The 17,889-nt window shown below is 59.0% G+C and carries 15 protein-coding genes and 2 pseudogenes; 11 read left to right on the forward strand and 6 right to left on the reverse strand.

Annotation, left to right across the window (positions count from 1 at the left end; all coding sequences use genetic code 11):
* Window positions 1-201: 201 nt before the first annotated feature.
* The 4 genes from FJ527_RS24945 to FJ527_RS24960 all read left to right on the forward strand — a co-directional run bounded on the left by FJ527_RS24945 (window position 202) and on the right by FJ527_RS24960 (window position 3,948).
* Entirely contained in the window at window positions 202-1,158 is a 957-nt protein-coding gene (locus tag FJ527_RS24945; protein WP_140620229.1) for a DUF4238 domain-containing protein, read from the forward strand.
* A 266-nt stretch (window positions 1,159-1,424) separates the two neighbouring features.
* A complete protein-coding gene (locus tag FJ527_RS24950; RefSeq protein WP_140824287.1) occupies window positions 1,425-2,867 on the forward strand; it encodes a hypothetical protein in 1,443 nt (480 codons plus the stop codon).
* Window positions 2,801-3,190 carry a hypothetical protein gene (locus tag FJ527_RS24955; RefSeq protein WP_210241266.1) on the forward strand — a complete coding sequence of 130 codons (390 nt, stop codon included), beginning with the start codon at window positions 2,801-2,803 and terminating at the stop codon, window positions 3,188-3,190. The genes FJ527_RS24950 and FJ527_RS24955 overlap by 67 nt, the downstream gene beginning before the upstream one ends.
* Window positions 3,187-3,948 carry an AAA family ATPase gene (locus FJ527_RS24960; RefSeq protein ID WP_140620235.1) on the forward strand — a complete coding sequence of 254 codons (762 nt, stop codon included), beginning with the start codon at window positions 3,187-3,189 and terminating at the stop codon, window positions 3,946-3,948. Before FJ527_RS24955 ends, FJ527_RS24960 begins: the two co-directional genes overlap by 4 nt.
* 429 nt (window positions 3,949-4,377) lie before the next feature.
* Here FJ527_RS24960 and FJ527_RS24965 read toward each other — a convergent pair whose 3' ends face one another.
* Complete coding sequence (locus FJ527_RS24965; protein ID WP_140620237.1) at window positions 4,378-5,877, reverse strand: winged helix-turn-helix domain-containing tetratricopeptide repeat protein; 1,500 nt, start codon at window positions 5,875-5,877, stop codon at window positions 4,378-4,380.
* A gap of 122 nt (window positions 5,878-5,999) precedes the next feature.
* Between FJ527_RS24965 and FJ527_RS24970 the strand changes: the two genes are divergently transcribed.
* From FJ527_RS24970 to FJ527_RS24980, 4 genes are all read left to right on the forward strand, one after another.
* The gene (locus FJ527_RS24970) at window positions 6,000-6,257 is read left to right on the forward strand and encodes a hypothetical protein (protein WP_140620238.1); all 258 of its coding nucleotides are present in this window, start codon (window positions 6,000-6,002) and stop codon (window positions 6,255-6,257) included.
* A 59-nt stretch (window positions 6,258-6,316) separates the two neighbouring features.
* Entirely contained in the window at window positions 6,317-6,451 is a 135-nt protein-coding gene (locus FJ527_RS29880) for a hypothetical protein (protein ID WP_263492600.1), read from the forward strand.
* A 464-nt stretch (window positions 6,452-6,915) separates the two neighbouring features.
* A complete protein-coding gene (locus FJ527_RS24975) occupies window positions 6,916-7,506 on the forward strand; it encodes an ankyrin repeat domain-containing protein (protein ID WP_140620240.1) in 591 nt (196 codons plus the stop codon).
* A 12-nt stretch (window positions 7,507-7,518) separates the two neighbouring features.
* Window positions 7,519-8,022, forward strand: coding sequence for a YHS domain-containing (seleno)protein (locus FJ527_RS24980; RefSeq protein WP_181166474.1), 504 nt, complete (start codon window positions 7,519-7,521; stop codon window positions 8,020-8,022).
* Between the two features lie 106 nt (window positions 8,023-8,128).
* On the opposite strand, the gene FJ527_RS24985 is transcribed toward FJ527_RS24980, so the two are convergent.
* The 3 genes from FJ527_RS24985 to FJ527_RS29420 all read right to left on the reverse strand — a co-directional run bounded on the left by FJ527_RS24985 (window position 8,129) and on the right by FJ527_RS29420 (window position 13,964).
* Window positions 8,129-10,318 carry an adenylate/guanylate cyclase domain-containing protein gene (locus tag FJ527_RS24985; RefSeq protein ID WP_140620241.1) on the reverse strand — a complete coding sequence of 730 codons (2,190 nt, stop codon included), beginning with the start codon at window positions 10,316-10,318 and terminating at the stop codon, window positions 8,129-8,131.
* A 272-nt stretch (window positions 10,319-10,590) separates the two neighbouring features.
* Window positions 10,591-12,768, reverse strand: a complete 2,178-nt coding sequence (locus FJ527_RS24990) for an adenylate/guanylate cyclase domain-containing protein (protein WP_140620243.1) — start codon at window positions 12,766-12,768, stop codon at window positions 10,591-10,593.
* A 602-nt stretch (window positions 12,769-13,370) separates the two neighbouring features.
* Window positions 13,371-13,964 (reverse strand): hypothetical protein, encoded by a 594-nt coding sequence (locus tag FJ527_RS29420; protein ID WP_181166475.1) that lies wholly within the window; start codon window positions 13,962-13,964, stop codon window positions 13,371-13,373.
* A 516-nt stretch (window positions 13,965-14,480) separates the two neighbouring features.
* Between FJ527_RS29420 and FJ527_RS25000 the strand changes: the two are divergent.
* The 3 genes and pseudogenes from FJ527_RS25000 to FJ527_RS25015 all read left to right on the forward strand — a co-directional run bounded on the left by FJ527_RS25000 (window position 14,481) and on the right by FJ527_RS25015 (window position 16,505).
* Window positions 14,481-14,757, forward strand: a pseudogene (locus tag FJ527_RS25000) (hypothetical protein).
* A 33-nt stretch (window positions 14,758-14,790) separates the two neighbouring features.
* A complete protein-coding gene (locus FJ527_RS25005; RefSeq protein WP_140620245.1) occupies window positions 14,791-15,036 on the forward strand; it encodes a hypothetical protein in 246 nt (81 codons plus the stop codon).
* A 745-nt stretch (window positions 15,037-15,781) separates the two neighbouring features.
* Window positions 15,782-16,505: pseudogene (locus FJ527_RS25015) on the forward strand (RNA ligase family protein).
* 162 nt (window positions 16,506-16,667) lie between these two features.
* Here the strand turns inward: FJ527_RS25015 and FJ527_RS29425 are convergent.
* Both FJ527_RS29425 and FJ527_RS25025 read right to left on the reverse strand, forming a co-directional pair.
* On the reverse strand, window positions 16,668-16,835 hold the full coding sequence (locus tag FJ527_RS29425) for a hypothetical protein (protein ID WP_181166476.1): 168 nt from the start codon (window positions 16,833-16,835) through the stop codon (window positions 16,668-16,670).
* A gap of 343 nt (window positions 16,836-17,178) precedes the next feature.
* Entirely contained in the window at window positions 17,179-17,865 is a 687-nt protein-coding gene (locus tag FJ527_RS25025) for a hypothetical protein (RefSeq protein ID WP_246677794.1), read from the reverse strand.
* Window positions 17,866-17,889 lie beyond the last annotated feature (24 nt).

Genomic DNA, 17,889 nt, shown 5'->3' on the forward strand with positions numbered 1-17,889 from the left:
GATGAGTACCACGAGTTTTGAAGGGCGATGGAAGAGACCTTTGCTCAGTGAGGGTGAGCGGCATAAGCACCTGATGCTGGGCGGCTATCAATATCAGCTAAAACAAAGAGCTAGAGCCATTTGTCATCCAAATCCTTAGGCGATATCGGCAGTAATCGACGGAGTCAGGCTTTCAACAGTCTGCAAGCATTGGGAGCAATAATGGCAGAGAAGGCAAACCACCACTTCATACCTCAATTCTATCTGCGCAATTTCAGTGTCGGCTGCGACAAGCGGAAGGCTAAGGTCTTCTGCTACGATCAATCGACGAGAAAATCGTTTGAAACATTGGTCCGGAACGTCGGTAGCCGGCGCCACTTCTTCCGGATCGATGTCGAGGGCTATGATCCGAACCACGTCGAGGACGGGATGGCCGAGATCGAGGGTGAAATCTCAGCGCATCTCGCCGAGGTGATAAAGGCGAAGTGCTTCCCATCGGAAGCGCATTTTTCTTCGGTCATGCTTCTGATGGGGAACGTGGCGGTGCGCAATCCACGGTTCAGGTCAATGACGGAAGGCTTTCATCGGCAAATGGTCAACGCCATCATGAAAATGATGCTGCAGGATAAGAATCGCTTCAACGATTCGGTGAAGGAAGCGCGAGCGAATGGCGTCCCAATCCGCGATGACATCAACTACCAGGATATGAAGGACTTCATCGATCGAGGCGAATATGAGGTTGCGATCGATCAGACTTACCTGATTGAATTGGAGCTCGACGCGGTCCCGACGGCTGTTGAGCAACTGGCTCGCCGGAGTTGGTCTTTCGTCTCGGCTGCGCCTGGTTGCACCTACGCGACGTCCGACGATCCGGTGATCTTAAATTGGGTTGACGGTAGGCCGACGCCTTACTCGCCAGGGTTTGGCGTCCAAAATACAATCGTTATGTTCACGATCTCGCCGGAGCTCGCATTGGTCGGGCTTTTTGTCAAACAGCCTCCACAACGAGATCATGGCCGCGACCAGGTCGCCGCACTGAATACCAGCATTGCTCGATATGCGACCAAGCAGCTCTATGCTCGCGACGGGTCATTTGAGGTCCACACCAGGACAGAGCATTACGTCCGGGGCTGGGACCTTGGCGCCGCTTTGGAACGACAGGCGGACGGTGGGGGCTGAGTGCCATGAATCCCCAAGTGCTATGGCGTCCGGAATTATCTGTCGTCGGCTGGACTGCTAAGTGGATGATTTCCCGCTGCTTTCGTGCCGAAGAGGTTACCAATGCCTTTCGGACAACAGGTTACCAATGTGCCCCAACGACAATCAATTCCCGACTGGCCTTAAGGAGATGTTTTGATTGAGCTTATTACGGCCAAGATTGGGAACCTAAGGCCAAGCGGAAGGTCAATTGTCGGCGCGGCGGGAACGCCGGGGAGCAATATCAGGTGAATTCGACGTCTCTGCCGCTCGAATACCAGCAGCGCTTAAAGACCTCTCAAACGCCCGTTGAAAACCACTCGAAATCGATCATCGACAGGACGGCGGAGCACGCATGGTGGCTCGATTACCTGAGGCCAGCGCTTCAGCATCCAGCCAACTCGACGCGGAACTGGGAGGGTAGGGCGGTCAGCTATTCCCTGCGGACGCTACAGCGTCATGCCGCACGCTTTGACGAAGGCATGAAGGTCGGACGGCATGGTCGATCAGACAAGGGCAAGAAGCGTGTCGTCATAAGCCGGAAGTGGGACAAGCTGGTCCCGTTCGACGCCCCCACCAAGGCGAAAATCGCGGAGGACCTAAAACAGGAAATCCGCGGCCTGCTCAAAGGCGGCATGTCGTGGGGCCACACCCTGCAAGAAGCCGAGAAGTTCCTGATCGACGCGACTCGGGCCTGGGGCTTCCGTCCCGGCGATCCCAACGTGCTGGAGCGCGCTTTTCCTATCCCAACCGAACTCGTCTCGGCGGAGCTCCACTTCCGAAACGTCCACCGGTTTAAGCGCGACCATAAGGCCTATGATGATCGCCGGCCGCGCATCCGTCGCACCCTCGCCGGCATGCAGCCGATGGAGTTGGTGGTAGGCGATGTTCACCCTGTGGACATTCACCTCACTCGTCCTGACGGCACAGTCGCCACTGCTAGACTGATCGGCTTCTTAGACTGGGCGACGCAGCGCCTCTGGATCGGGCTGATCTTTTTCGAAAAGCGCGGCGGCGTGCAAAACCGCGACGTGATCGAAGTCTTCGCAGCCATGATCGAAGCGTGGGGCATGCCGCAGTCGCTCTACTTCGACAACGGCAAAGAATTCGGCTTCGCCGCCTTTCTGGACGATGCCATGCAGCTTACCGTGCCGGGCTTCCATGGCCCGTCCCGATCAACCCACGTCATCAATGCTTTGCCCTACAACGCCTCCGCAAAGCCGATTGAGCGTTTATTCGGTGACTTGGAGACGCGCTATTTCAGCACGGCGCGCGGCCACATCGGCGGCAACCGAATGAGCAAGAAGCAGGAGGCGATCGGCAGGACGGTTGCTCCGTTCGGCGCGTTCGAAGATGTGGTGCCGGCCATAGAAGGCTTCGTGCGCACCTATAATCACACTGCGCAGGGCAAGAAGAGCGCGCTCAAAGGTCTCTCACCTGAAGCCACATTCCGAAAACACCTTGAGGCCGGATGGGCGCCGACTGCGATGAGCCGCGATGAAGTGCGCGCGGCATGTGCGCGAACCGAAGAGCGGTCGGTTGTTCAGGGTGGGATATCGGTCGGTGGCCGTCATTGGACATGCCCGGAATTGCAAGCTTACCAGTACGAGAAGATTTGGTCCGTGTGCCGGCCTATCACACACCGGCCGAGTTGCTGCTGCTTGACCGGCATGGTGAACGAGTCGGCATAGCCTCTCCCGATGTCGAATTCCATCCGCTCGATAAGCGCGGCGCAAAAACCTCAGCCGAACGCGCGAAGGTGCATCGGCAGGCGGTGCGTGATCTCGATCTGTCAGCGCCTGATATCAATGTGGCTGCACGCCTGATTGCACGCGGCGAAGCCCAGCCTGACACGGTTCCCAACGAACCCGTCGGCATCGTCTCTTACGACCCGGCGAAGCGGACGGCGCGGATCGTTATGCCGAAGAGGCCTTCGACCTCCGAGGAGAGCCTACACGAACAGGACGAGCGCATAGCCGCTCAGATGGACTTGGCGAAGAGGATCGTCGGATGACGTTTATCGAAACCCGCACCGCGCTCACGGTGCGAGCTGCCTTCGATACGGCGGTCAAGATGCGATATCCGGTGCTTGCGGTCGGCAATGCCGGACTCGGAAAGACTGTAGCACTCAACTGGATAGCCGCCCAAAGAGGAGCTGCCTACTGTGAGGTTGCGCAGCATACCAAGGCTATCAGGCCGATGTTCCTGATGCTGCACGACGCCTACGGCGTCCAAAAGGACAGCAAGCACGCATATGATCTTGCGAAGGATTGCATGAACTTTTTGGGCGCCCGATACGGCCCGACGCGTCCGTTGCTGGTCGACGAATATCAGAACTTCACACCCACTGTTTTGCGGGAGCTGCTGCACCTTCAGGAGCGCTGCGGTTTCGCTTTACTGCTCGCTGGCAACACTCATCGATTAGCTGGCACCAGGCGTGATACCCACGCCATGGATCAAATCGAAAGCCGTATCGGCATGCGTTTCGAGATCGGGCAGCCGACGCGGGAGGACTGCATGAGGATAGGCGCCGAACACAACGTTGAGGGAGCCGACGCCTACGATGCGATTGTCATCTACGGTGAGAACACCTCCCTTCGCGCGCTTTGCCACCTTCTCCAAAACTGCGCTGCCTCTACCAGCGGCATCGGCAGCATTCGTCTTCCCTGGATCGAGACCACGCTTCGCGGCATGTCATGCGGCAGCGATGTGCTCAGGCTTCTACACGAGCGCCGAAACGCCGCCGCACACGACCTTCGCAGCCCGGCTTAATTCCGGACAGCGACAGATAATTCCGGACGGCACAGCGTCGATCGTAGGATGGCGCGCACCTGTAACATCCTTGGCCATCGATAAGCGACGGCCTCGAGTTCTTCCAGCCCGTCCGACATGGGTGAGCTTCGGGCGGCCGCCCCTTCAGGCGAATATCTGCCTTTCCATCTTGGCTGCGCGGAAGCTGACAGGCAGCCTTCGGCACCAAGGCTGCCTGTCAGCAATGCCCCCCATCTCGGATGGTTCGGCGAACGTTACCTCGCTCGAAAGTGGACAGTCTGCCAAAGTAGCATGAGTGCGTCGCTCGACGATGATCTGATCCAACAATGACCCCGCATGTCAGGTTCCTAGAGTATGGGAGGTTGTCATCGCCGTCGTCCTTCTACTGCTCGCATGCACCCAAATGCAGCGATGAGTTCTCGGTGGATCCTATAAAAAGCCGGCCTTTCTGAAGCCGGAGAGGAAGAGCTCGAAGGATGACGGGTCTGCGAAAGGAAGGTGGGCAAGGTAGCCAAGCGAGAGGTCCGGCTGCCGGCTCAGTGTGGCCTCGACTGCGACATGCGCGTTTGCCATCTCGCCCAGATGTGCGTATGCCGCCGCAAGAAAGGCATGGATGAAGAACTGGTCGCCGGCCTTCCGATAAGCGTCGATGGCCTCGGCGTACCGGCCGAGCAGGAAGAGCGCGCTGCCCTTCACCTCCCAGAACCAGACCGGGGGCAACGGGTCGAGCAGTATGGCCCTTTCGAGGACCGCTAGGGACTGCTGAGGCTGACCGCCGTAGTTAAGCCAACTTGCATAGTCTCCGGCAATGTTGACGTCGTGCGGATTGAGCGTCCGGGCCTGCTGGAAATGCAGTCCGGCATCCCCATGCTGGCGCATATGTACAAGCACAAGACCCATGCTCTGGTTACAGATGCCGTCATTCCGGTCGAGCAGGAGCGCCGTGCGCGCAGACTGCAAGGCACTTTGCAGCGTACGAGGATCGTGGTCATACCAGAAGCGCGCAACCAGGCACTGCGCCAGATAGGCATGACCTTGAGCAAAAGCCGGATCGAGTTCGGCGCTCCGGGCGAACATGGATTCGCCCTTGTCCATTTCATACTGATGGTAGTGCGCGCGACCCTGCAAGTAGTAGTCGTAGGCGGCCCAATCGACCGGCGGCGTTCGCCGCGAGCGGTTAGTCGCATCTGCCTCGGCAGCGCCTTGGACGGTTGAAGCCAGGAGGGCCGCCACCTCCTCCTGAACCGAAAAGACGTCCTCAAGCGCCCTGTCGTAGCGTTGAGCCCACAAATGGAAGCCGCTGGCCCCGTCGATCAGTTGCGCCGTGATCCGGATGCGGTCCCCCAGCCGTCGTACGCTGCCCTCGACGACGTAGCGCGCGCCGAGTTGCCGGTGGACTTCCGCAGGGTCCGGCGCTGGTCCACGAAACTGAAAAGATGAATTGCGCGCGATCACCACGAGCGACCGGTATCGCGCCAGTTCGGTGATGATATCTTCGGTAATGCCGTCGCTCAGATAGTGTTGGTCCTGATCGCCGCTCAAATTGGCGAAGGGCAGCACGGCAATGGTGGGTTTGCCGGACGGCGCGATCCGTCGCTGCACTGAACCTTCCACGCGCTCGACAGGCGCGGTGAAACGGTAGCCGACGCGAGGCACGGTGGCGATCCAGTCGCCACCTTGGTCGGTAGGGCCGAGCGCCTTCCTCAGCGTCGCAATCTGGACGGTGAGATTGCTTTCCTCGACCGCCAGACCCGGCCAGGCAGCTTCCATCAGCTCGGCCTTGGTCAGGATGTCGCCGGACCGCGCTGCAAGCGTGGCGAGCAGCGTGATGCCGCGATGCCCGATGGAGATCGGTAGCTCTTGCCGCAGGAGCGTCCCCTTCTCAGGGTCGAGCACGAACGGACCAAAGGCGAGGTGAACCCGTTGCATCACGCCATATTAGACGTTTCGGAATTTTTCGGAACAGTTTCGGCCGCGCTTTAGTACGCAGGTCCGCTCATCCGCCAAAGTAGCGTCATCGATTCTAGCAGCACCAAGAAAGGACGAGCCAAATGAGCACGCAGCTTTCTCTTACCTCAAGGTTCTACCAGTCTCTCTGGAGCGAACAGCCGACGTGGACGACTGGACCGGCATCGGTCTGGGCGAGACTCATCGCCCTGCGCGGGCTGGTCGCGGTCTGGCGCGAGCGCATGTACTATCGCGAGGAGCTGAAGCGACTGGCGGGAGATGGGCCTCAGCGGATCGACGACGTCGGTCTCACCCTGGCTGGCGTCGAGGCGGAACTCCAAAAGCCGTTCTGGCAGGCGTGATTTGCATCCATAATTTCACTGCCATTTCGAGCATCGGATTATGGCACGCATTCTCTGCTATGATCGACAAGGCGACGGCCAACCTGCGCGCCATTCAGATCGTGCTCGGGCATACCAAGATCGAGAATACAGTGCGGTATTTGGGCGTCGATATCGAAGACGCTTTGCTCTTAGCAGAACGAACTGAAATCTGACGCCGTAGGGGTCATTCGTGTACGGCGGATGACCTCTTCGCGGGACGGTATTGTTGTGCTGCTAGTTCGGGCTGGGGGTGGGAAACGGGCTCCCAGGTTTCGGGCTGCGAGGCCGCGAAAGCCTCCTTTCACCGAGTCATCGACCTTCGACCGCAATGCGACCAATGTTTTTCATTGAGCAGACCATAGCCGCATCCGGAAAGCGGACATCCCAGTGAACGGCTACGTTAGCGGTTGCCGGCCGTCCAATCGAGGAACTAGACACGTTTGTGTGAGGCCGCCCAGCACCGGTAGTCGGATTTTCAAGTCAAAACCAGAACTGAGGCCCTAGTCGAAGCCATTAGCCCTGCGCCTCTTCCACCTGGGCCGCGTTCGCTACGCCCGGCTGGATCGCACGTCGGCATCCTCCCGGTGAGCCCAAACCGCTTGTATGATTCCAGGCTAATATATGCTACTCCTGCGACATGCGCGGACTGCTGGCACTTGGAATGCTGGTATTAGCGGCTACAACTGCAGCCGCAGGTGAGCCGTTGTTCGACTCCATCGCCGCTGGCGACAAGGGCGCCGTGGAGCAAGCCCTGGCAGGCGGTGCCGATATCGACAGCCGGGCACGCGACCAGGCAACTCTCCTCATCGCTGCCGCGCTCAACAACCAGCCCGAAATCGCCGAATTCCTGGTGGGCAAGGGCGCCGATGTCATGGCGCGTAATTCGGGCGGCTTTACCCCGCTTCATGCGGCGGCCTTCTCGGGCAGCCTGCCGATCGCCAAGATGCTGCTGCAGATAGGCGCGGTGCTCGACGATGCCGCCAACAAGGCGGGCGCTACGCCGTTGTTGGTGGCCGGCGAGGAAAACCACCTAGAACTGGCCGAATTCCTTATCGCGAAAGGTGCCGATGTGAACCATCCCGAGGCTCATGGTTACATGCCGATAACGCGCGCATTCTGGAAGGGCAATACGGATATCTTACGACTGTTCAAACGCCATGGCGCTACCTGCCAAGCCAAGGTCCTTGGCGAGGCGAACGCGGCCAAGTGCGCCGAAATCCACGACTGACGGAGGATGCAGATGAGCACGATGATCAAGTTACGACTGGTTCGGAATCTGGGGGCGGCTGCCCTGGTCGCGGTAGCTGCGGTCGCCGGCGCGGGATCGGCCCGGGCCGACGATTCGGTAAACACCGGCTATTTCGGCGGTGTGGCGATCATGGGCTACGACACAGTCGCTTACTTCACCGACGGCAAGGCCGTGAAGGGCTCCGAAGAGTTCACCTATGAATGGTTAGGGACACCCTGGCATTTCGCCAGCAAGAAACACCAGGAAATGTTCATGAGCGAACCGGTCAAGTACGCTCCTCAATATGGCGGCTACTGTGCTGGCGAAGTCGTGGGCGGTGGGGTCACGATCAATGTCGATCCGGAAGCATTCAAGATTATCGACGGCAAGCTCTACCTGATCTACGACGTCGGCAATGCGGATGATTTCGCCGCGCACGCAGCTGAAAACATACCGCAGGCCGATGCCAACTGGCCGCAGGTCGCGGCCAATCTGGAGCTCGACAAGTATCACTGAGCCTAGAGCAATCCAGGAAAAGTGTGATCGGTTTTTCGTCCGGAATTTCGTGATAAAGATGGAGCGTTCGCCGTCTCCGTGAAACGGTGAAATGCTCCAGGTTCGCCTACCGGACCACCGTGAAGTGAAACACCTTGCTTGTATTGGCATAGGAGTAGCCTTTGCCGGCTGCGTCATTGCGCCTGTAGACGGGACCGCAGTCGGGGCGTCCGAACAGGTTCTCGCTATGCTCGCACAAGAAATCGCGATCGACGTAGACGGTCTCGGTGACCAGCCGCGTCGTCGTTCGGAAGGCCGCCTTGCCGTCGCTCCCGATTTGAAGGAAGGCCGGTTGGAGACCGGGTTCGATCTGGCCTTGCAATGTATGGCCAATGACGAGGGAAGCGATCTCAGCACCCTTCAATCGGTCGTGCTCGTCCGGGGTAAAGCCATAGCGCCATTGGGGTAGGCCTGCCTGCCGCAGTGCGTTGACGAGGATCGCCAGGTCCTGCGGGTTCCGGAAATGTGCATGAGTCATCTGCCATCCAGCCAAAGAGTCCACATAGCTGGACCCTGCTACGAGGTGGAGCCCAGCTGCGATTTCGGCTTTCGCATCCGGTAGACGGCCGCCGTGGACATACGCCGCAGCGAGTGTAAAGCGAAAGTTGCCAACCGTGGACGCATTGTCGCGGGTGCGTTCGAGAGCCTCGATCGCTTTATCGACATTCCCCTGGAGAAGAAAAACCAGCCCGGCAGTCTCCCTGTTGATAGCGGAGAGGTCGGGGTCGAGCCTGAGCGCTATCTCGACCGCTGCGGCTGCCTCGGCATAATTGCCGGCGCATAACTGAACATATCCAAGGGCTGCTTGCGCCTCTGCATCGCCCGGACCGATTGAAACAGCCTTCCTGGCAGAGGCAATCGCATCGTCGTAGCGGCGATTCACGACCTGCATGATACCGAGAATGGCATAGGGCGATGAAAGGTCCGGTTCGAGTTCCAAAGCCCGGCTCGCCTTCTCGTAGGCTCGCTTGCGCGCGGGCGCGCTCTGCATGATGTCGTTGAAGGCCTCGCGCCAGATATAGACTGTCGTGCGCGCGTCGGCCGCAAAGGCTTCCGCGAAGGCGGTGTCGAGCCCCTCCGCCTTTTCATAAAGCGCAAGCGCCTTCCGCAGACCGGCCAGCAGGCCGCTGCGTGACGCCGTCTCGGCTTGGAGATAGTAGTCGTAGGCCTCGAGATTGTTCGTCGGCGGGCGCGCCATGCGCTCGCTCTCCGCTGCCGAAGCCCGGATGCCGAGCGCTTTGGCGATCTCCCCGCTTATCTCTTCCTGGACGGCAAACACGCCGGCCATGCCGCGGTCGAACCGGTTGGCCCACAGATTGTCACCCGTTGCCGTATCGATGAGCTGGGCGTTGAGACGGATCTGCTCGCCGGTGCGGCGGACGCTCCCCGTGACGACAAAGCGGACGCCAAGATCGCGCGCGACGTCCGCCAGCACCGCAGGCTTGTTCTTGTAGGCGAACACCGAGTTGCGCGCGATGACATCGAGACCGGAAAGCTTGGTAAGGTCGGTGATCAAATCCTCGGTGATGCCGTCTACAAAATAGTCCTGGCTCGGATCACCCCCAAGGTTTGTAAACGGCACTACGGCGACCGATGGTCGGTCGGCCCGGGAAGATGTCCTCGATTGCCACGCAAACAACCCTGCAAGGAGCACGACAAACAGGACCGCGATTCCTGCAATCCCGATCGCCCGGGGGGATATCGGCCGGTGAACTGCCTGCTTGATTTTCCCTGCGGCCGCGGGATCGAGCAGCAGCCGATAGGCGCGAACCGGATCGGCGATGTTCTTGAGCCGCTGCTCGCCAAGGCTGGCAAAGCCGACATCAACCTTGTGGAAGGCATGATCGAACGCGGTTCCGGAGATGCAGACTCCGCCTGGCTCGGCCATCGCTTCAAGGCGCGCGGCGATGTTGACGCCATCGCCGTAGATGTCATTTTCCTCGACGATGACGTCGCCGAGATTGACGCCGATGCGAAACCGGATCTGCCGGGCATCAGCGGTGCCTTTGTTGCGATCGGCCATCCGGCGCTGAATCGCGGCAGCACACTGGACGGCATCGACGACGCTGGCGAACTCGACCAGCGCCCCGTCGCCCATGAGCTTGATAATGCGACCGTGGAATTCCTGGATCGCGGGGTCGACCAGTTCGCGACGGCAGCTTTTCAACCGCTCCAGCGTTCCGACCTCGTCCTCGCCCATGAGGCGGCTGTAGCCAACCACATCGGCAGCAAGGATTGCGGTGAGCCGTCGCTCCATACCTGCCTGCGCCCTCCCGGTCGATTACGCGGCTTTGCTGCAGCCTATTCCAGTCCCGCGTCGGACGCGAGCGTACGCAGCCGCTTTCCAGAGGATGCCGGGGTTACTCGTCGATGTCTGCTTGGGGCGAACAGCGGCGGCTTGGCCCAGTGTCTTCGTTGGAGACGCCGAATGCGGTTGGAATAACCGGTTCGGGTCAGCTCACGACATCGGACCTTAGAGGTAAAACGTCCGCTATGGAGCTCGACAAGTATCACTGAGACCAGGTTCGCCTACCGAACCACCGTAAAGTGAAATACCTTACTTGTATTGGCATAGGAATATCCTTTGCTGGCATTGTCGCGGTGTTTATACACAGGTCCGCAGTCGGGGCGCCCGAACATATTCTCGCTCAACTCGCACAAAAGGTCGCCATCGACACGGATGGTCTCGGTGACCAGCCGCGTCGTCGAGCGGAAGGCTGCCTTGCCGTCGCTCCCGATCTGGAGGAAGGCTGGTTGGAGACCGGGTTCAAGCTGACCTTGCAACGTATGGCCCAGCACCAGCGAGGCGATCTCATCGCCCTTCAAGCGGTTGTGTTCGTCGCCGGTGAAGCCGAACGGCCATTCGGGCAAGCCCGCCTGCCGCAGCGCGTCGATGATGAGAGCCAAATCCTGGGGGTTACGGTATTGGGCCCCGTTGAGCCGGATTGCGGACAATGAATCGGACCCCGGTATCGACATGGCACCTAGTCCGTCCGTGATCGCCGCCCTCGCATCCTGCAGGCGGCCGGCGCGGGCGTAAGCGGCACCAAGCGTGACCGTGAAATCTCCGACTGACGGCGCATCGTCGTGGGTGCGTTCGAGCGCCTCGATCGCCTTGTCGTTGCTACCTTGAATGAGAAAGACCAAACCGGCAATTTGCCGGTTGATGGGTGAAAGGTTGGGATCGAGCCTGAGCGCGGTCTCGACCGCTGCGGCTGCTTCGGCATGATTGCCGGCGAACAGTTGCACGTATCCTAGAGCTATTTGCGTCTCCGCATCGCCGGGGCCGAGTGCGACGGCTCGTTCGGCCGAAGCGACGGCTTCCTCGTAGCGGCGATCCACCACCTGCATGATGCCAAGAATCGCATAAGGCGACGAAAGGCCTGGGTCGAGTTGCAGCGCGCGGCTTGCCCTCTCATAGGCGCGCTTGCGCGCGGGCGCGCTCTGCATGATGTCGTTGAACGACTCGCGCCAGATATAGACTGTTGTGCTTGCATCAGCCGCGAAAGCTTCTGCGAAAGCGGGGTCGAGCTCCTCCGCCTTGTCGTAGAGCGTAAGCGCCTCCCGCAGCCCGTTGCGCCGACCGGTCCGTGCTGTCTGCTCGGCCCGAAGATAGAAGTCATAGGCTTCGAGGTTTTCCGTCGGCGGGCGCGCCATTCGTTCGCTCTCCGCTGCCGAAGCCCGGATGCCAAGCGCCTTGGCGATCTCGCCGCTCATCTCGTCCTGGACGGCAAACACGCCGTCCATGCCACGGTCGAATCGGTTGGCCCATAGATTGTCACCCGTTGCCATATCGATGAGCTGGGCATTGAGGCGAATCTGCTCGCCGGTACGGCGGACGCTGCCCGTGACGACGAAGCGGACCCCAAGGTCGCGCGCGAGGGCAGTCAGCGCCGGAGGCTTGTCCTTGTAGCCGAACACCGAGTTGCGCGCGATGACGTCGAGACCGGAAAGCTTGGTGAGATCGGTGATCAGATCTTCGGTGATGCCGTCAACGAAATAGTCCTGGCCTGGATCACCGCCAAGGTTTGCAAACGGCAGCACGGCAACCGATGGCCGCGATGGCACCGAGAATTTCTGCCAGGCAAAAATGCCGGCAATCGCGGCAATCGCCAAGGCGGCCACGCTCGCCAGGATTATGAAGCGTGGGCCTTGCCGGTGTGGTGTGGCCACGACCTTGCCCGAGGCTGCGGGATCGAGCAGCAGCCGATAGGCGCGAACCGGATCGGCGATGTTCTTGAGCCGCTGCTCGCCAAGGCTGGCAAAGCCGACATCAACCTTGTGGAAGGCATGATCGAACGCGGTTCCGGAGATGCAGACTCCGCCTGGCTCGGCCATCGCTTCAAGGCGCGCGGCGATGTTGACGCCATCGCCGTAGATGTCATTTTCCTCGACGATGACGTCGCCGAGATTGACGCCGATGCGAAACCGGATCTGCCGGGCATCAGCGGTGCCTTTGTTGCGATCGGCCATCCGGCGCTGAATCGCGGCAGCACACTGGACGGCATCGACGACGCTGGCGAACTCGACCAGCGCCCCGTCGCCCATGAGCTTGATAATGCGACCGTGGAATTCCTGGATCGCGGGGTCGACCAGTTCGCGACGGCAGCTTTTCAACCGCTCCAGCGTCCCGACCTCGTCCTCGCCCATGAGGCGGCTGTAGCCAACCACATCGGCAGCAAGGATTGCGGTGAGCCGTCGCTCCATACGCTGGTGTCCCACCTCCAAGGGCAAAAGCTTGGCTTGAGAGCGTACTCTAGTACTACTTTGATTGCGAGCATGCTTGGCCCCTTGGGGCAGCGTGCAATGCAACCCGTCGGTTTCGCGGTCATTGCCCAGGTGGGGCAGTTCATAGCCAAAAAATGGATGAAGCAGAACGATGCCCCGGGGTCACCCAACAAAGTTAAAAGGTCCGCTATCGTTTTCTCCTCACCAAAAGCGGACTTACTGCTTGCGGCCCAAAGCAATTGATGTAGGCGGTCCGGTTGCCGGGGATATGATTTTGAGCTTGGACTCGGCAACCGGCCATGCCCGCGATCCCGACCGGCAGAAGCGATCAATGCGGATGCCGCACCCTTCATGGACCCAATGCTCCTCCTGGCCGTTCGCTCGCTGCCCGACCACCGCACCGCTTGTCATTGGCGGCAATTTGATCCGGCGTTGGGTAGTTTCCACTGTATCCATTACCGCCGCCGCCAGATCCTACGGTGGCACCCGCCACGCCCATCACCGGCGGACCGCGATATTGAGCCACGACAGCGGCCGAACGCTGCCCATCGCCCTCGATGTGTGTGTTCTGGCTGTTTGGATTAAACGGGTCCACAGTCTGAGTGAGGGTGTTGGCGTGGTTGGCTTCGCCGGCCGCCAGAGTCACACTGCAGGCGCATTGGCGGCGCCCTCAGACCGGTGACGGGTTGATGCCGGCCGCCCTGAGCTTCGCGCCGAGGATTTGCGCGGGTCGCACAGGCAGCCTTGTCGCCGGCGACGCACTTGTTGTTCGCATCCGACCAATCCAGCAATGCCGTGTCGATCCAGCTGCCAGGCGCGCGGGCTATCCTGTATGGTGTCGGTGGCGCGCCACTCGCGACGGCTGCCGCCGCTGCTGCAGCTCCCTGACCGTGAGGCGCGCGCTTCCACCCATTGATGATCAGACAGTTCTTCATGTACTGATCTTCGGCGGCCAAGTTGCCAAGAGCGTTGCCTATTCCGGCACCCGCGACACAGCCCGGCGATCCGATCGCAATATAGCCGTGATCGGCCGAACCCTTTTGCAGTTCGCACTGAGCATGGGCGACGTCGAAACTCGGCCCGTAGCCGATCTGCATATAGTCAGCTTGATTACTCGTCTGGCAGCCGCATAGCACTGCAATGGCACCAAGTGCCATTATTGATTTGATTTTCATCCCCTGGCCCTCCCAAGGCCAAAGGACAGCTTCTCCCAAAGTGGTTAGCGTGCAAGGGTCTACGAATATTTTGGGTAAACGCGTTCGACGCCTAAGATGAGAAGCACACCAAATATACCCAGTTATTACTTTTGCCCCGCCTACGTCGGCTCGTCGACGAGCGGCGTCTTCCGCTTCAGCGTAGGCTGGCGGGCGTCCTGCATCTGGTTTATCATTGTCCTCATGAGGATACTTCGACCACGGCCAAAGCCTAAGAAAGCTTACCCGAACAGCGACCGCTTCGCCGAAGATGGCCAGCGTCTTTACAGTGCGTATGCGCCAGCAGCAGCCCGCAAAGCGGCGCGCCGCAGCATTCTACTTCCCCGACTGGATCTACTGGCCGGTCTCATCGCTGCAGCAATTGTGCTGGCTGCCATTTGGTGGTTCGTCTAGTTGGTCAGCTTCTCCACCGTGACGATGATCGCCTCGGGCTGTCAATTAGCCGAACCTAACGTTCCCTGGGAGCTTTATCGCTGCATGAGTACGCGCGGCACAAACTTCCTTGACCAGTGGATCCGGTCCAACGTTCCGAAGACAGTCGGTGCGGATGTCATCTCAGTTGCCGAGCTGACACAAAAGCTTTTCGCTGATGCCAAAACGGTCGGCATCAGTAGCACTGAGATCGAGGAAGACACCGGCAGCGTATGAGGCGGTCCTTGATGCGATCGTCCACCACGAAGCGACCGCTCAAAAAATTCCATCGAGGCCCGCGCGCTTCTTTTTGTACCAGACCGTACGCAATAGTCCCAGATGAGGAACAAACGTCGAACCTTCACGTTCGCCGTCGATGGCGCGCTACTACTTCGATCTAACCGATAACGGAACCGCCTACCCGAACACTGAAGGAATTGACCTTCCGAGCCTGGAATCCGCTGAAGACGAGGCGGCAACGGCACTCCTAGCGATAGCCAGGGACAAAATGCCGGACGGCACCTTCCGAGAGGTCGCCTTGCATGTGCATGATGGTTCGAGCGAACCAATTATTTTTGTGGTGAAGGTCACGTTCGAGCTAATTCGAAAACAGACCCGATAACGATGGAGCCTTGGGAGCCTGACGATTATTTCACCGTGAGCGCTCGCCTCTATCAGCAACGGGCGGTGGCACATGTTGCGGATTTGCGCTCAGACATCGCAGAGACGCGCCGCATAATCGATGAATCCCGCAAGCTGCTCGACCGGCTCGGCACCAAGTCAGGCGCTATCGTCCCGTAGACTGTGAACGAAACAGGACACGGGCCACAGCTTTATAGCAATCCCGATATGACGTGGATTAGGTGGGCAACTCGCATACCAAGGGCAACGGTGAATTCGCCTTCGTTGGCGGCGAAGTCCCAACCGAAGAATGCTGCCCAGCAAAAAAGCAAAACCGAGAAGCGCATTCACAAACGTTAAATTAGAGAACTTGAATATACATTAACGTGGGCCGCGCTCTGCGACTCTGAGCGGAACTTACCGCCCGCTGGCTCCGGCCGGCGAGCTTTGTTATTTCCGCTTTGGAAATTCTATCACCTCGGTCTCCAGCTCCAGCGGTTCATGACCCGGGCCGCTCATGCCACAAGATTTGCCGCAGATCGCGCTGGTCGACCCGCTGGCCACATTCAGGGCAGTTGTAGAAGTGAAGTTGCTCTTCAATTTCTTCCCGCCCATACAGTTTGCCGGGAATCGAGGGCCAAGGTCGGATAGCTTCGTCATGCGGGCTGCAACATCCGGTCATGCTAAATGTTCCGGAACCATTTTAGCTAAAGCTTATTGAATCGACGGTTTGCGTGAGTGAGTTGATGCGTCTGAAGTTCATTAAGCCAATGGAGCCCGAACTGGTCGACACCCCGCCACAGGGCGCCGAATGGCTCCACGAGATCAAGTTCGATGGGTACCGGACCCAAGTCACAAAGGACGACGACGGGATTCGGCTGATCACCAAGAATGGCTACGATTGGACAGGTCGCTATATCCAGCTTGCCGGCGAAGCAGCGGCGATCGAAGCGAAGGATTTCATCATCGACGGTGAGGCGATCACCATCAATGAAGCTGGGCTGTCTGACTTCCATGCACTGCAATCAGCCATCACCAGCCGCAAGCCGTCTCGCGATCTGTATCTCGTGGCGTTCGATCTCCTGCACCTCAATGGCCGTGATTTGCGCGAAATGCCAGAGGAAATCCGCCGCGACATCCTTCAGGCGTTGATCCCGACCGGTGGCCGCATCCAGTTCAGCGAAGCAATGCTTGGGACCGGCGATGCCGTCTATCACCTTGTCAACCAAGCCGGCCTGGAGGGCATGGTTTCAAAGCGCAAGGACAGCAAATATCGCAGCGGGACGACGATGAACTGGCGCAAGATCAAGTGCTATACTGAGAAGGGGCAAGGTCGGCGGACCTGTTCCGAAGGGTCTTAAGAGCGACAAGGCGGAATGGCTGAAGCCCGGTCTGGTCGGCCGCGTGAGGTTCCTGAAGGGCGAGGAGAAGCTACGTCACGCCTCGCTCAAGGATTTTCCGGAAAAATAGGGACATCGTGCTTTGATGCGTAACAACTGGACGCTTGAGTCACTGATCGACAGGGAGCGTCGGCGTCATCTACACGCCCGACACCATGCGGACGGGGTATGGGATCCTAAATGCTGCCAAGCGCGGCGGACGCGTGCGCAAGCATTTGGCGGGACCTCTTTCTCAGCCGCGGTTCTGCTCGATGAGTTCCTGAGTTTCTTTGATGCGGATGAGGCTTTGCCGCTCGCTCTGATCGATCGAATAACCGAAACATCTGCCTTTCACCGCCCGCTGGCTCAGGCCGGTGGGCTTTTTCCGCTTAATATCGGCAAGGCCGGGCTTATTGCGCACGTTCACTTCAGTTTCGTCAACGGATAATGGCCTCAACGTCCTCTAGAGAGGATGGTGGGCTTTGGGGCGTGGGCTTCCCGAATCATCTTGGCCGCTTCTTCCGGGGTAATGCCGCACTTGCGGGCATAGTAAGCGGCTTCTGTTTGCACTCGTCATCGGAGTGCAATGATAGCCTGCTTTCCTCTGTGCTTCGCCTTCTTGTCCATGCAGCGAATCATACCACATGAGTAGTTATTTACAGAGGACCCAGATAGCTTCGTCATGCGGCCTTCAAACACTTGGCCTTGCTAAACTATTTTAGCTAATTGCTAAAGGAGGTGCGCCGTGGATGGCGTTGGCCGTTCTAATCCGCAACATCTTGCTCTGGTCGGCGATCTGTCTTCGTTGATACCAAGCCCGTTTGAATATCGGCCGCGCCGCGCAATCTTGTTAATCGAAGCGTTATTACTCGGGTGGCGGCTCTGAGGCCGTCTGAATCCAAGCTCTCGACACAAATAGTGGGTACCGGGAACGATTTAAGTTCTTCCTCGACAAGATTAATGTGGTGGATTTGATCAAGACTGCTCTGCAGATCAAGATCGAGGAACTTCTGAATGATCCCGAGAGTACGCCGGCGTTCCCTCAACCGCACCTCTAGAATTCGCCTTGGCGCCCGCAATCGGACAAGAAGGTCCGGTTTGGGCAGAAGTTCGAGAGCACGCGACACTCTTTCACGATCCGTGATGTCGCTGAACAAAGCCAGTGAGGATACGAATTGAACCATACCTTGGTCAAAAATTGAGATCTTTTGATTAGACGCCATTGCGGCGCGCCAAGCTTGCAAAAGAGCCTCAAGATGCCAGTTCAGACGAGCTGCCCACATCTCGTTCTTGGGTGGGAGAATCTCAAACAGTTCTCCGAGAGAATGCTGTCCAATCCACTTTGAATGAACGCCAGAAACCAGTTTAAAGGCGGCTCTTCTAACCGGGTGTGCACGGTCAGCGATCTGCAAAAGAACGGGCTGGCCCTGACCTCGCAGATCGCGTGCCAACTCGGACGCCAAGGTGGTCTTACC

Source organism: Mesorhizobium sp. B2-4-18, assembly GCF_006441385.1.
Lineage (GTDB): Bacteria > Pseudomonadota > Alphaproteobacteria > Rhizobiales > Rhizobiaceae > Mesorhizobium > Mesorhizobium australicum.

Coding starts and splice junctions, on each gene's coding strand:
- FJ527_RS24945 (WP_140620229.1), top strand. CDS start 202: ATGGCAGAGAAGGCAAACCACCACTTCATACCTCAATTCTATCTGCGC.
- FJ527_RS24960 (WP_140620235.1), top strand. CDS start 3,187: ATGACGTTTATCGAAACCCGCACCGCGCTCACGGTGCGAGCTGCCTTC.
- FJ527_RS24965 (WP_140620237.1), bottom strand. CDS start 5,877: ATGCAACGGGTTCACCTCGCCTTTGGTCCGTTCGTGCTCGACCCTGAG.
- FJ527_RS24970 (WP_140620238.1), top strand. CDS start 6,000: ATGAGCACGCAGCTTTCTCTTACCTCAAGGTTCTACCAGTCTCTCTGG.
- FJ527_RS29880 (WP_263492600.1), top strand. CDS start 6,317: ATGATCGACAAGGCGACGGCCAACCTGCGCGCCATTCAGATCGTGCTC.
- FJ527_RS24975 (WP_140620240.1), top strand. CDS start 6,916: ATGCGCGGACTGCTGGCACTTGGAATGCTGGTATTAGCGGCTACAACT.
- FJ527_RS24980 (WP_181166474.1), top strand. CDS start 7,519: ATGAGCACGATGATCAAGTTACGACTGGTTCGGAATCTGGGGGCGGCT.
- FJ527_RS24985 (WP_140620241.1), bottom strand. CDS start 10,318: ATGGAGCGACGGCTCACCGCAATCCTTGCTGCCGATGTGGTTGGCTAC.
- FJ527_RS24990 (WP_140620243.1), bottom strand. CDS start 12,768: ATGGAGCGACGGCTCACCGCAATCCTTGCTGCCGATGTGGTTGGCTAC.
- FJ527_RS29420 (WP_181166475.1), bottom strand. CDS start 13,964: ATGAAAATCAAATCAATAATGGCACTTGGTGCCATTGCAGTGCTATGC.
- FJ527_RS25005 (WP_140620245.1), top strand. CDS start 14,791: ATGGCGCGCTACTACTTCGATCTAACCGATAACGGAACCGCCTACCCG.